12 protein-coding genes are annotated in these 13436 nt (G+C 66.9%); 7 read left to right on the forward strand and 5 right to left on the reverse strand.

From position 1 onward, the window contains the following. Positions 1–16 precede the first annotated feature (16 nt). Both G6N44_RS25695 and G6N44_RS25700 read right to left on the reverse strand, forming a co-directional pair. A complete protein-coding gene (locus G6N44_RS25695) occupies positions 17–793 on the reverse strand; it encodes an SDR family NAD(P)-dependent oxidoreductase (RefSeq protein ID WP_163670343.1) in 777 nt (258 codons plus the stop codon). 89 nt (positions 794–882) lie between these two features. Next, entirely contained in the window at positions 883–1647 is a 765-nt protein-coding gene (locus tag G6N44_RS25700; protein ID WP_163668910.1) for an SDR family NAD(P)-dependent oxidoreductase, read from the reverse strand. Positions 1648–1726: 79 nt separating this feature from the next. On the opposite strand from G6N44_RS25700, the gene G6N44_RS25705 reads away from it, so the two are divergent. Continuing rightward, complete coding sequence (locus G6N44_RS25705) at positions 1727–2887, forward strand: thiolase family protein (RefSeq protein WP_163668912.1); 1161 nt, start codon at positions 1727–1729, stop codon at positions 2885–2887. A gap of 11 nt (positions 2888–2898) precedes the next feature. Continuing rightward, positions 2899–3780, forward strand: a complete 882-nt coding sequence (meaB, locus tag G6N44_RS25710) for a methylmalonyl Co-A mutase-associated GTPase MeaB (protein WP_163668914.1) — start codon at positions 2899–2901, stop codon at positions 3778–3780. Here the strand turns inward: meaB and G6N44_RS25715 are convergent. From G6N44_RS25715 to G6N44_RS25725, 3 genes are read right to left on the reverse strand one after another with little or no spacing between them, the layout of a single operon-like run. Further along, positions 3769–4335 (reverse strand): TetR/AcrR family transcriptional regulator, encoded by a 567-nt coding sequence (locus G6N44_RS25715; protein WP_163668916.1) that lies wholly within the window; start codon positions 4333–4335, stop codon positions 3769–3771. The two genes, meaB and G6N44_RS25715, sit on opposite strands and share 12 nt — an antisense overlap. 20 nt (positions 4336–4355) lie before the next feature. Continuing rightward, positions 4356–5987, reverse strand: coding sequence for an FAD-dependent oxidoreductase (locus G6N44_RS25720; RefSeq protein ID WP_163670345.1), 1632 nt, complete (start codon positions 5985–5987; stop codon positions 4356–4358). Between the two features lie 7 nt (positions 5988–5994). Further along, positions 5995–6720, reverse strand: a complete 726-nt coding sequence (locus G6N44_RS25725) for an IclR family transcriptional regulator (RefSeq protein WP_163668918.1) — start codon at positions 6718–6720, stop codon at positions 5995–5997. 130 nt (positions 6721–6850) lie between these two features. On the opposite strand from G6N44_RS25725, the gene G6N44_RS25730 reads away from it, so the two are divergent. From G6N44_RS25730 to G6N44_RS25750, 5 genes are read left to right on the forward strand one after another with little or no spacing between them, the layout of a single operon-like run. Next, entirely contained in the window at positions 6851–7765 is a 915-nt protein-coding gene (locus G6N44_RS25730) for an alpha/beta fold hydrolase (protein WP_163668920.1), read from the forward strand. Next, positions 7731–9440, forward strand: coding sequence for a bifunctional 3-(3-hydroxy-phenyl)propionate/3-hydroxycinnamic acid hydroxylase (locus G6N44_RS25735; protein WP_372508139.1), 1710 nt, complete (start codon positions 7731–7733; stop codon positions 9438–9440). Before G6N44_RS25730 ends, G6N44_RS25735 begins: the two co-directional genes overlap by 35 nt. Further along, complete coding sequence (locus G6N44_RS25740) at positions 9397–10320, forward strand: 3-carboxyethylcatechol 2,3-dioxygenase (protein ID WP_235683131.1); 924 nt, start codon at positions 9397–9399, stop codon at positions 10318–10320. Before G6N44_RS25735 ends, G6N44_RS25740 begins: the two co-directional genes overlap by 44 nt. Beyond that, positions 10317–12131 carry an FAD-binding protein gene (locus G6N44_RS25745; RefSeq protein WP_163668928.1) on the forward strand — a complete coding sequence of 605 codons (1815 nt, stop codon included), beginning with the start codon at positions 10317–10319 and terminating at the stop codon, positions 12129–12131. The genes G6N44_RS25740 and G6N44_RS25745 overlap by 4 nt, the downstream gene beginning before the upstream one ends. Then, on the forward strand, positions 12128–13435 hold the full coding sequence (locus G6N44_RS25750; RefSeq protein WP_163668930.1) for an LLM class flavin-dependent oxidoreductase: 1308 nt from the start codon (positions 12128–12130) through the stop codon (positions 13433–13435). Before G6N44_RS25745 ends, G6N44_RS25750 begins: the two co-directional genes overlap by 4 nt. The last annotated feature ends 1 nt before the right edge of the window (position 13436 follow it).

Consider the following 13436-nt stretch of genomic DNA (forward strand, 5'->3'; position numbering starts at 1 on the left):
CACGCTCGCGCTGCAACTAGAAGGTGAGGGCCTCGGAGCGCTGGACGGTGCCGGTGACCCCACCGGCATTCTGACCGGCCAGGCGTACGGCGGCGAGTCCCATCGCCTCGGGCGGTTCGACCATATCCGGCGGGATCTGCAGCCCGCTGCCACCGGCCTGCCAGCCCTCGGTCAGCACGACACGTGACGGACTCAGGCAGTTGACGGCGATGTTGTCGCCGCGCAGATCGGCGGCCAGGCCCAGGTAAAGGCGTTCGGCGGCGGCTTTGGACACCCAGTAGGCGTTGGCACCGTGCTCGATCATGTCGACACCGGTGGTGGTGATCGCGATGAGTGACCCGCCACCTCGTTCGCGAACGTGCGGAATGACGGCCTTGGTCACCAGGAACACCCCGGTGAGGTTGACGTCGAGGCACAGCTGCCAGCGCTTGAGTGGTGTGCTCTCGACCGGACCGAGCCAGAGCACGCCGGCGTTGGCAACGAGGATGTCGATGCCGCCGAACTCTGAAACTGTCTTGGCGACAGCTGTGGCCACCGACCCCTCGTCAGTGACGTCGCAGGCGACCGGGAGGGCCTGCCCGCCCGCATCGTTGATGGCCTCGGCCACCGATCCGATGGTGCCGGGGAGTTTGCCCTGTTCCTCTGAGCGCGCGGCCACGGCCACCGAGGCGCCCTCGGCAGCCAGCGCGGCAGCGATCGTCGCGCCGATCCCGCGGCTCGCGCCGGCGACGAAGGCGACCTTTCCGCACAGGTTGCCGGACGTTCCGCCGCGGTGGGCCGACGATTCGTGCATGTTCGTCATGTCCCGAGTGTGCACGAAATGCTGGGCAGTATCAGCGTATTCACCAACAGACACGCACACTCGCGGGGTAGGAGGTGAGCTTACTTGGGCGGGAAGCGAAGTGCCCCATCGAGACGAATGATCTCACCGTTGAGATAGTCGTTTTCGATGATGCTCTGAGCCAGCTGGGCGTACTCGGTCGAGCGGCCCATGCGCTTGGGGAACGGCACCTGCGGGCCCCAGTACTGCTCCAGCTGATCGGCGGCCTTGCCGTAGGCGGGGGTGTTGATGGTGCCGGGGGCGATGGTGCATACCCGGATGCCCAGCGGGGACAGGTCGCGCGCGGCGACGAGCGTCATGCCGAGCACTCCGCCCTTGGCGGCCGAGTAGGGCAGCTGGCCGATCTGGCCTTCGTAGCCGGCGATGGATGCGGTGTTGACGATGACGCCGCGGCCGCCTTCCTCCAGCGGCTCGGTCTTGGCGATCGCCGCGGCCGACAGTCGCATCACGTTGAACACCGCAGTCAGGTAGAACTCGACGGTCTTCTTGAACCCGTCGAGATCCAGCGGGGACCCGTCCTTGCCGACCAGACGGCCACCGGCGGCGGGCCCACCGTGGGTGTCGACCGAGATGCGTAGGGGAGCGAGGGTCTCGGCCTCAGCGATGGCGGCGAGTACCGACTCCTCGGAGGTGGCGTCGGTGGGCACGTAGCGAACACCGAGCTCCTTCTCCAGCTTGGCGCCCTTCTCGTCGGCCAGGTCTGCGACGACCACCTTGGCGCCTGCGGCCTGCAGGCGGCGGACGGTCGCTTCACCAAGGCCACCCGCACCGCCGACGACGAGCGCAGAACTACCGGCGATTTGCATACGGTTCCCCTTCTTGCAACTAATACTCTCGGGCTGAGAGAATAACATTCTCTTATCGGGTAAACCAGGGAGCAGATCTATGCCTGAAGCCGTCATCGTGTCCGCGTTGCGTACCCCTATCGGCACGGCCAAGAAGGGCACGCTGCGCGATACCGACGCGTATGTGCTGGCCGACCATGTGGTGCGGGCGGCGTTGGAAACCATTCCTGCCGACCTCGCCGTACCGGTCGACGACGTGATTCTGGGCGAGGGTTTGTACGGCGGCGGCGTCATCGCCCGTCATGCCGCCATTACCGCAGGCCTCACCACGGTCCCCGGTGCATCCATCAATCGGCACTGCGCCGCCGGTCAGGCGGCTGTGCAGACCGCCGCCGCCGGCATTCGCGCCGGGATGGACCGGTTGATCCTGGCCGGTGGTGTCAACTCGGCCTCGACGTCGCCCCGCTTCATCCGTGCGGCGAGCAGCGCCAAGGACGCCGAGTGGGTGAACTGGTTCCCGCCCACCCATCCGGACCGTCCGGAGGCACCGAACATGGACATGTCGATCACGGTCGGCTGGAACGCCGCGGTCAAGGCCGGGGTGAGCCGTGAGGAGATGGACCAGTGGGCGCTGGACTCGCACCTCAAGGCCATCGCGGCGATCGACGAGGGCAGGTTCAAGGAAGAGATCGTCCCAATCGAGACTCCGTACGGGTTGTTCGACACCGACGAGCATCCGCGCCGTGACACCACCCTGGAGAAGCTCGCCGCGCTCAAGCCGCTGCATCCCGAGATCGAGGGATTCTCGATCACGGCGGGCAATGCGTGCGGGGCCAACGATGCCGCCGCACTGCTCACCATCGCCAGCGACAAGCTGGGGTTGCCCGCCCTGGCCACCATCAAGTCCTGGGCGTCGGTGGGTGTCGACCCCGCGTTCACTGGCCTGGCGCCGGTCGAAGCCATCACGAAAGCCCTTGACCGGGCCGGACTTTCACTGTCCAACGTGGACCTGTTCGAGATCAACGAGGCCTTCGCGGCGATGTGCGTAGCCACGGTCAAGCTGCTCGACATCGATCCGGCGATCGTCAACGTCAGCGGCAGCGGATGCTCACTGGGTCATCCGGTGGCCGCCACCGGGGCACGCATGCTGGCCACGCTCGTTCATGAGTTGCGCCGACGCGGTGGCGGTATCGGCGTGGCCGCGATGTGTGCCGGCGGCGGGATGGGCTCGGCGACGGTCATCGAGGTGCCTGCACCGTAATGTCGACTGTGATGACCAGCCCACCCAGTATCGACGAGCTCATCACCGCGGCGCGCGGTGGATCTCAGCGTGCCGTCGGGCGCCTGCTGAGCCTGGTCGAAAGTGACCGTCGCGACGAGGTTCTCGCGGTCCTGGGTCCCTCCTCGCCGCGCGTCATCGGGATTACCGGCCCGCCCGGGGCCGGAAAGTCGACGACCGTCGGCGTCCTCGTCGGCGCCTACCGGGAGCGCGGTCTGCGGGTCGCGGTGCTCGCGGTCGACCCGTCGTCCCCGTACAACGGGGGAGCGCTGCTGGGGGACCGGATCCGGATGGCGGCCCACATCAACGACCCCGACGTGTTGATTCGCTCGGTGGCCACCCGCGGGCATCTGGGCGGGCTGGCCGCCGCCGTGCCGGCGGCGATCCGCCTGCTGGCCGCGCTGTCCTACGACCTGATCGTGCTGGAGTCCGTAGGTGTGGGGCAGTCGGAGATCGAGATCGCCGCGATCGCCGATCCGACCGTGGTGATCCTCAATCCCGGTGCGGGTGACGCGGTGCAGGCCGCCAAGGCCGGTCTGCTGGAGGTCGCCGATCTGGTGGTGGTGAATAAGGCGGACCGTGAGGGTGCCGATCAGACCGCTCGCGATCTGCGGGCCGAGGCCAACGTTCCGGTACTCAAACTTGTTGCAGCCCAAGGTGAAGGGCTGGCCGAGCTGGTCGAGGCCATCGACGCCCATCACCGCGCCGACACACCGCAACGTCGCAGTGCGCGGGCCAGGACCCAGATCCTGTCGCTGGCCCAGACCTTGCTGCGCAACCACGCGGAGCTGGACGGGCTGGCCGCCGCCGTGGCCGACGGCACCACCGACCCGTACACGGCGGCAGCGCAATTGATCGCCGACTCAGCCCGCTGAGTCGGGGAGCGCGATCACCCGCCGCATGGTGGCGAGCAGTTCGGTCTGCAGGGCGTCGTCGTCGAGATCGGCTACCAGCGGATGCATCACCGCCGCGCCGATGACCCCGGACAGCACTGCCGCATGGACCCGCGTGGAGTCTTCCGAGTGGTCGCCCAGCATCGCCGCGTAGAGCCGGTCGATGAACTGCTGAAACGGTTCGTGTTCGGCCAACAGGCGGACCACGACCGGGTCGAATTGCAGTGTGCTGGCGGCACGTCGACGCGACACCGCCATCGTGATCACCCGGGTGAGCAGGATTTCGCGGGCCCGGGTGGGTGACCCTTCGGCCTCGGCCGCCTCCAGTGACTCTTCGAGCTGGCCGAGTTCGCGCTCGGTGAGCGCGATGACGATGGCTTCCTTCGTCTTGAACTGGTGGTAGACCGCGGCTTTCGTGACCCCGATGGCGTCGGCGATCATCTGCAGCGACGTGCCGCCGACGCCGTGCTCGGAGATCAGCTCGAGCGCCGCATCGAGGATGCGGGTCTGCGCGGCGCTGCGCGGGGTCGAGAGCACGTCTCGAACACTAACCGAAATCAGCCGGCCGACTTGCCCGTTGCTGCCGTGTATCCGCTGCGGTAGCCGAACACCATTGCGGGACCGAGGGTGCCGCCGGCCCCGCCGTAGGCCTTGCCGGTCACCCCTCCCATCGCGTTGCCCGCGGCGAACAGGCCGGGGATGGGAGAGCCGTTGACGTGCAGGATACGGCCGTCCCGGTCGGTGCGCGGGCCACCCTTGGTGCCCATCGCGCCGATCTTGACCGGCACCGCGTAGAACGGCGCGGTGTCGAGTGGACCCAGCGTCCGCCCGGCCGGGGTGGCGGCCGAATTGTCGCCCCAGTAGCCGTCGTATGCACTGGATCCGCGCCCGAAATCGGGGTCGACCTCGGCCGCGACGCTGTCATTCCAGCGGCTCAGCGTGTCCGCCAGGCCGGCGGGATCGATGCCGGTCTTGGCGCCGAGTTCGGCGAGGGTGGCCGATTCGCAGAACCAGTCCGGCACCGGCTGGCCGGGTTCGACGCCGAGGAAGCCGTAGCGCTGCAGGTGCGTGGAGTCGAACACGATCCAGGCCGGATCGTTGGCGTAGCCGAGCTTGGGGTCGAGGTACTGGAAGGCGCCGGCCATGGAGTTGTATTCGCCCGCCTCGTTCAGGAAGCGCTTGCCTGCTCGGTTGACGATCACGCTGCGCGGCCGGGTGCGTTCAAGCCGCACGCTGCGGCTGCGCGGATGTCCGTCGATGGTGTCGCCGGGGATCTGCACGATCGGGACCCACCATGCCTCACCCATGTTGGCCAGGTCGGCACCGTGCGCCATGGCCATCCGGAGCCCGTCGCCGGTGTTGTTCGGTGGCGACACCGCGCCGCGCATCGGACCGCGCAGGTAGGCCTCGACCAGGGTGGCGTCCCATTCGAAGCCGCCGGTGGCCAGCACCACGCCGCTGCGGGCGCGGACGTTGACGTCTGCTCCGTCGACACTGATCCGCACCCCTGCGATGACGGTGATGTCGCCTACCAACTCGACGGCACGGGCTTCGGTGACCGGCTGTATGCCCCGATCGAGCAGTCCGCGCAGCAGGCCGGCGATCAGTGCGGTGCCGGCCACACACAGGTCGGCGTCGGGATCGTCGTAGACGGCGTGGATTCGGGCCCGGGTTTCCGCGTCGATGCCCACATTGCTGAAATCGGCGGGGAAGGACGTGATCCGGTCGCGCCAGGTACCGAGCTTGCCCTGATCCACCGGACCCGCGCTCAGTGAGCGGCCACCCCCGGGGCGCCCGCCGGGCAGTTCGGGCTTGTAGTCGGGAAAGCCCTCGGCGACGGCGAAGCGCAGCTCACTGTGTTCCTCGACGAAGTCGAGCATCGCCTGCCCGGTCCGCACGAACGTGTCCACCAGATCGGTATCCATGTAGCCGAGTGACTGGGCCTGCAGGTAGTCCACCGCGTCCGAAATCGGCAGTGCACCGTCGGCGCTGCGGTCGTGGGCGGGGATCCACACGATGCCGCCGGAGACCGCGGTCGTGCCGCCGACCGTCGGTGCCTTCTCGTAGATCGCGACCGAGGCGCCGCTGACCGCGGCAGTCAGCGCCGCGGTGAGCCCGGCGCCACCGCTGCCCAGTACGACGACGTCGACCTCGTCATCCCACTCAAATTCGGTACGGGTCACTGTGATTCCCTTCTCAGTACAGGATCGCCGATAGTTCGTTTGCTGCTCGTACCACCGCGTCCTTGCCGCCCAGCACGACGTCTTCGCGGTGCGAGATCAGATTGATGCAGGTGGGCGGCGACGGCAGGCGTCGGCGCACGGGTACCGCCAGGCCATACGTGTCCGGTTCGATCTCACCGTGGGTGATCACCCAGCCCTGTTCGCGGGTCTGGCGGACCAGTTCGCGTTCGCCGGGACGCGGGGGCATGCACGCGAGTAGGGCAGCTCCGGCCGCACCCCGGTCGAGCGGGTGGCGGCTGCCTTCGTGGAACGACAGTTGGTAGAACACCTGCGTCGGGACGATCACGGCGACCGCCACCTGTTGATCGCCCTCGGCCACCAGCAGTGACACCGTGCTGCCGAGCTCGTCTGCGAGTGCCCGCAGGGTCGGGACGCTGAGTTGGCGCATGTTGTTGTCGAACGACGAGCCGAGTGCCGCCAGCCCGGCGCCGGGCCGGTAGCGGCCGTCTTCCCCCTTTGTCACATACCGGAATTGGCTCAGCGTGGCGAGCAGTCGGTAGGCGATCGTGCGATGGGCTCCGACGTGATCGGCAACCTGTTGCACGGTGAGGCCGGTCGGGGCTGCGGCGACGGCCGCCAGAGCGCTCAGTCCACGCGCCAGCGTCTGCGAGCCTGGCACCCCGTTGGGAGCGCCGTCGGTCTTCGATTGTGCCTGTGACGGGGTTGCCTTGGCCGGCATCGCGCCCCTCCTTGACAGATGAAACCGCGAGAGTGATGCTCTGATAATAATGCACGCTGATGTGCGCTATATGAGCAAAGTGCTTACAAATTCGGAGAATATCATTCTCTTCAGTTCCGGAGAGGGGAACATGACAAGCACTGCCGCCGGGCCGGCATCTGGTTCCGTTTCGGCCACTGAGCACGAGAGCGTCTGGGCCGATCTCCAAGGCGTGGCGTTCTCGCAGGGCTACCTCGATGTGGGCGGGGTCCGCACCCGCTACCTGCATGCCGGTGACCCCACCCTGCCTGTGCTGGTCCTGCTACACGGGTCCGGTGGGCACGCCGAGGCCTATGTGCGCAATCTGGCGTCTCATGCCGAGCACTTCTCGACCTGGTCGATCGACATGCTGGGGCACGGCTACACCGACAAGCCGGGACACCCGCTGGAGGTATCGCACTACGTCGATCACCTGATCGGCTTCCTCGACGCCATCGGCGCGCAGCGAGCCCACATCTCGGGTGAATCGCTGGGCGGTTGGGTGGCGGCGCGGGCCGCTGCCGATCATCCCGACCGCATCGACCGGTTGGTCCTCAACACCGCCGGTGGATCGCAGGCCGATCCCGAGGTGATGAAGCGGATCATCATGCTGTCGATGGCGGCCGCCGAGAACCCGACGTGGGAAACCGTGCAGGCCCGGATCAAATGGTTGATGGCCGACAAGACAAAGGATTACGACGACATCGTGGCCAGTCGGCAGGCCGTGTACCGCCAGCCCGGTTTCGTGGGCGCGATGAGCGACATCATGGCACTGCAGGATCCGGAGATCCGCGCACGGAACCTGCTGGGGGAGAAGGAATACGGCTCGATCACCGCGCCGACCCTGGTGTTGTGGACCAGTGACGACCCGACCGCGGACGTCAGCGAAGGTCGGCGCATCGCCTCGATGATCCCGGGTGCGGCATTCGAGGTGATGCCGGATTGTGGGCACTGGCCGCAGTACGAAGACCCCGAGACCTTCAACCGCCTGCATCTGGACTTTCTGCTGGGGACCGCGCGTGACTGACCAAGTGGTCGACGTCATCATCGTCGGGGCTGGGCCGGTTGGCCTGACCCTGGCGAATGTCCTTGGAATCCAGGGTGTCCGGACACTCGTGGTGGAGGAACGCGACACCCTCATCGACTACCCGCGTGGTGTCGGCCTCGATGACGAATCGCTGCGTACCTTCCAGTCCATCGGGCTGGTGGAGGGAATTCTTCCGCACACGGTGCCCAATCAGATCCTGCGGTTCTACGACGGCAACCGCAGATTGCTGGCCGAAATGGCTCCCCCGGATGCCCGATTCGGCTGGCCCAAGCGCAACGGATTCGTTCAGCCGCTGGTCGACGCGCAGCTGCTGGCCGGGCTGGACCGGTTCGACCACGTGCAGGTGGCCTGGGGGCGTCGGATGGATTCGGCCGTCGAGACCGCCGACGGGGTGAAAGTCGACTTCGGTCCGGAGATCCCCGCGGTACAGGCGCGGTACCTGGTCGGGTGCGACGGCGGACGCAGTGTCACCCGCCGCATCGCGGGGGTGTCGTTCGACGGCACAACGTCGGCGACTCGCTGGGTGGTGGTGGATCTGGCCAATGATCCACTGGGGCACCCCAACAGCGAGGTCGGTGCCGATCCGGACCGGCCGTACGCATCAATTTCGATCGCCCACGGTATCCGCCGGTTCGAGTTCATGATCCACGCCGACGAAACCGACGAGCAGGCGGAAGATCCCGAGTTCGTGGCCCGGCTGCTGGCCCCGTACGTCCCACATCCCGACAAGGTCGACGTGATCCGTCGCCGCGTCTACACCCACCATTCCCGCATCGCGGGGAACTTCCGCAAGGGCCGGTTCCTGCTGGCCGGCGATGCCGCGCACCTGATGCCGGTGTGGCAGGGGCAGGGCTACAACAGCGGTATCCGCGACGCGGCCAACCTGGGCTGGAAGCTGGCCGCGGTGGTCAACGGCCAGGCCGGCGATGCGCTGCTGGACAGTTACGACACCGAGCGTCGCAAGCACGCCCGGGCGATGATCGACCTGTCCACGTTGGTGGGACGGGTCATCTCGCCCACCAACCGCAAGGTCGCGGTGTTGCGGGACAAGCTCATTCGCGGTGCTTCGGTGGTTCCGGCGCTCAAGCGCTACGTACTCGAGATGCGGTTCAAGCCGATGCCGCGCTACGAGCAGGGCGCGGTCTACCACCCGAAGCCGCCGACGGCCGACTCGCCCGTGGGCACCTTGTTCATCCAACCTCGGGTCGATACCCGCGAACAGTCGAACGTGCTCCTCGATGACGTGATCGGACTGAACTTCGCGGTGCTGTGCTGGAACAACAATCCTCGCGCGCTGCTCGGCGAGGAGGCCTATGAACGCTGGAAAGCCCTGGGCGCGAGGTTCATTGCCGCCCGGCCGCAGACCCAGCTGTTCTGGACCGGGCACGACGCCGACCACGATGACGGGTCCGTGGTGATCGTCGGGGACTGTACGGGCGCGCTGAAATCGTGGTTCGACGTACACGCTGAATCGGTGCTGGTGCTGCGCCCGGACCGGTGTATCGCCGGGGCCGACATCGCCCAGCGCGCCCCGGAGCTCAGCGCAGCCTTGTTCGACGTCCTGCATCTGATGGAGGGAGGAGTGAACGGTGCCAGTAGCCCTGTGCTGTATGTCCCACAGCCCACTGCTGAATCTTCCGGGACCGTCGGCTGAGCTCCTCGACGAGATCGGCTCGGCGCTCGGTCGTGCTCGTGACTTTGTTACCGACTACGACCCTGAACTGGTCGTGACCTTCTCCCCGGATCATTACAACGGGTTCTTCTACCGGCTGATGCCCCCGTTCTGTATCGGCACCGCCGCGTCCGGAGTCGGGGACTACGGAACGCACCAGGGTGCGCTGGACGTCGCAGGCGACATCGCGCAGCAATGCGCGGAGGCGGTGTGGGAGTCCGGTGTCGACATTGCGATCTCGACGAGCATGGATGTCGACCACGGCACCGTGCAGCCGCTGCAGGAGTTGTTCGGCGAGGCGACAGCGCATCCCGTCGTGCCGATCTTCATCAACTCGGTGGCCACACCGCTGGGGCCGTTGTCGCGCTCCCGCGCACTCGGTGCGGCCGTCGGCGCGTTCCTGTGCACCCTCGACAAGCGGGTGCTGGTGCTGGGATCCGGTGGCTTGTCACATGACCCGCCGGTGCCCACGCTGGCCACCGCACCGCCGGCCGCGCTGGACCGGATCGTGCACGGGGCCCCGATGACCGACCAACAGCGGATGGCCCGGCAGAGCGCGGTGAGCCAGGCTGCGCACGACTTCGCACACGGTGACAGTGCGTTACGGCCGCTGAACCCGGAGTGGGACCACGGCCTGCTGGAGATCTTCGACGAGGGCCGGCTGACGGATCTGGACAGCTGGTCCAATGGCTTCATCGCCAGCGAAGGGGGTAACTCGGCGCATGAAATCCGCACCTGGGTAGCCGCATTCGCGGCGCTCGCAGCCAGTGGGCCGTACCGGACCGGAAATCACTTCTACCGGGCGGCACCGGAATTGATCGCAGGATTCGCAATCAGGACGGCGGTAGGGATCGCAGCATGACTTCAGACACCACTGCACAGACGGCCGATGAGGGCTTCGACGAAACGGTCGACGTGCTCGTCGTCGGTTCCGGGGGCGGCGGCATGACGGCTGCGCTGGCGGCCGATGCGGCCGGCCTCAAAACCCTCGTGGTCGAAAAGTCCTCCCACTTCGGCGGTTCCACCGCACTTTCCGGTGGCGGTATCTGGGTGCCCGGGGCGCCGTCGCAGCGCCGGGCCGGTTATGTGCCCTCACCGGACGGGGTGTTCGACTACCTCAAGCAGATCACCGAGGGCACCGTCAGCGATGCCAGGCTGCGCAAGTACGTCGAGGCCGCGCCCGAGATGATGGACTTTCTCGAGCACAACAGCGACTGGTTCGAGTTCGTCTGGAAGCCCGGCTACGCCGATTACTACCCGGAGCTGCCGGGTGGCTCCGCCCAGGGAAGCACGATCAATGTTCCGGAAATCGATCTGCGCCGGCTCGGCGAGCACGAGCAGGAGTTGCTGGCCCCGCTGGCGCTGGCGCCCAGGGGAATCTGGTTTGCCCCCAAGGATCTTCGGATGTTCTACCAGGTCAGGCAGAACTGGCGCGGCAAGGCAGTGCTGCTGAAACTCATCTGGCGGATGGTGCGGGCCCGGGTGTTCGGCGACCGGATGGCGGCGATCGGCCAGTCGCTGGCCGCCCGGATGCGACTGGCGCTCAAGCAGCACGACGTCCCGCTGTGGCTGGACGCGCCGATGACCTCGCTGATCTCCGGTGCGGACGGCGCGGTGCTGGGCGCGGTCATCGAAAGAGATGGGCGGGCGGTCAGAATCCGGGCCACCGGAGGAGTGATCCTGGCCTCCGGCGGCTTCGACCATGACATGGCGTGGCGTAAGGAACATCTGCCGCTGCTCGAGAAGGATTGGAGTTTCGGCAATCCGGCGGCCACCGGTGACGGTATCCGGGCCGGTGAGAAGGCCGGCGGCGCGACCGAACTGCTCGATGAGGCGTGGTGGTTCCCGGCCATCTGCTGGCCCGACGGACGGCTGCAGTTCATGCTCAACGAGCGGATGATGCCGTCGCAATTCGTGGTCAACGGCGAGGGCGAGCGGTTCATCAACGAGGCTGCGCCCTATATGGACTTCGCCCACGCCATGATCGAGGGACAGCAGTCCGGTATCGACCACATCCCGTGCTGGCTCGTCACCGACATCGACTCGTTTCACCGTTACGTGGTGGGCGGGCACCTGCCCATCCCCAAGATCCCGTTCGCCCCGGTTCCCACCGGGCGCAAGGTTCCGCAGGCCTGGATGGACTCCGGCGTCGTGGTCGAAGCGCACAGCTGGGCGGAGTTGGCCGGTAAAATCGGTGTGCCGGAACAGAATCTGCGGGCAACCGCCGAGCGGTTCAACCAGTTGGCGCACAGCGGGCACGACGACGACTTCAACCGCGGCGACAGCGCGTACGACAACTACTACGGGGACCCGACCCTGCCGAACCCCAATCTGCGTCCACTCGGCAAGCCGCCGTACTACGCATTCCAGATCATCCTCGGCGACCTGGGCACCTCCGGCGGGCTGCGCACCGACGAGTATGCCCGGGTCCTGCGTGCCGACGAGTCGGCCGTGGCCGGGTTGTATGCGGTGGGCAACGTCTCGGCGGCGGTCATGGGCCGCAGCTACGCCGGCGCGGGCGCAACGATCGGGCCCGCGATGACCTTCGGGTATGTGGCAGCCAGACACATCGCCGATCTCCAAGCTGAACAGCTTGTCGCACAACCTGCTTCACACACCGTCAATCATCAAGTCCAGGACAACGTCAGCAACACCCCAGGAGGAAACCGATGAAGATTTCGCTGTTCTACGAGTTCCCACTGCCTCGGCCGTGGTCGGAGGATGACGAACATCAGCTGTTCCAGCACGGACTGACCGAGGTCGAGGCGGCCGACAAGGCTGGCTTCTCCACCGTCTGGCTGACTGAGCACCACTTCCTGGAGGAGTACTGCCACTCGACCGCGCCGGAAATGTTCCTGGCTGCAGCCAGCCAGCGCACCAAGGACATTCGGTTGGGTTTCGGTGTCATGCACCTGCCACCGCCGATCAACCACCCGGCCCGCATCGCCGAGCGCGTCGCCACCCTGGATCACCTGTCCAACGGACGGGTCGAGTTCGGCACCGGTGAGGGCTCCTCGGTCGCCGAGTTGGGCGGTTTCGACATCGACCCGGCGGACAAGCGCACCATGTGGGAAGAGGCCCTCGAGGTCTCCATCCGCTGTATGACCGAAGCCCCGTTCACCGGCTTCAAGGGCGAGCACGTCGAGATGCCTGCCCGCAACGTGATCCCCAAGCCGCTGCAGAGCCCGCACCCGCCGGTCTGGGTGGCTTGCACCCGCCCGTCGTCGGTGCAGATGGCGGCCCAGAAGGCCATCGGTGCACTGAGTTTCGCCTACACCGGCCCCGAGGCGCTCAAGGAGCGCGTCGACGGTTACTACCAGGAATTCGAAGAGCGCGGTGCGCCGATCACCCCGGCGATCAACCCCAACATCCTGGCCATCGGCGGTGACCTGTCGATGATGGTGGCCAAGTCCGACGACGAGGCACTCAAGCGGCTGGGCATCGGCGGTGGCTTCTTCTCGTTCGGGATCATGCACTACTACCTGACTGGCATGCACACCCCCGGGCGCACCAAGGTGTGGGAGCGCTACCAGGAAGCGGTCAAGGAGGATCCGACGCTGGCCTACGGGCCCGGTCGCGGCGCCATCGGTTCGCCCGACACCGTGCGCGAATTCCTGCGCAGCTACGAGGCGAGCGGGGTCGACGAGATCATCCTGTTGCTCAACCCGCGCAGCCACGAGGGCACCATGGAATCCATCGAGATCATGGGCAAGGAGATCCTGCCCGAGTTCATCGAGCGCGATGCAAAGGCCGTGGCGAACAAGGCCAAGCGTCTGGCACCGGTGATCGAGAAGGTCGAGGCGCGTCGCCGTCCGTCCGACGCCCCGCTGTTCGACGAGACCTACGCCTTCGGTGGCCTGCCCACCGGCCGCGACAAGTTCACCGCCGGTGAGATCCCTGAGGCGATGGCCGAGATCAACGAGGGCCGGGTCAAGGCGGCGCAGGCGGAGAAGGAAGCCCGCGGGAACGCGAGCTGAG

It is taken from the genome of Mycolicibacterium alvei, assembly GCF_010727325.1.
GTDB classification, from domain to species: Bacteria; Actinomycetota; Actinomycetes; order Mycobacteriales; family Mycobacteriaceae; genus Mycobacterium; species Mycobacterium alvei.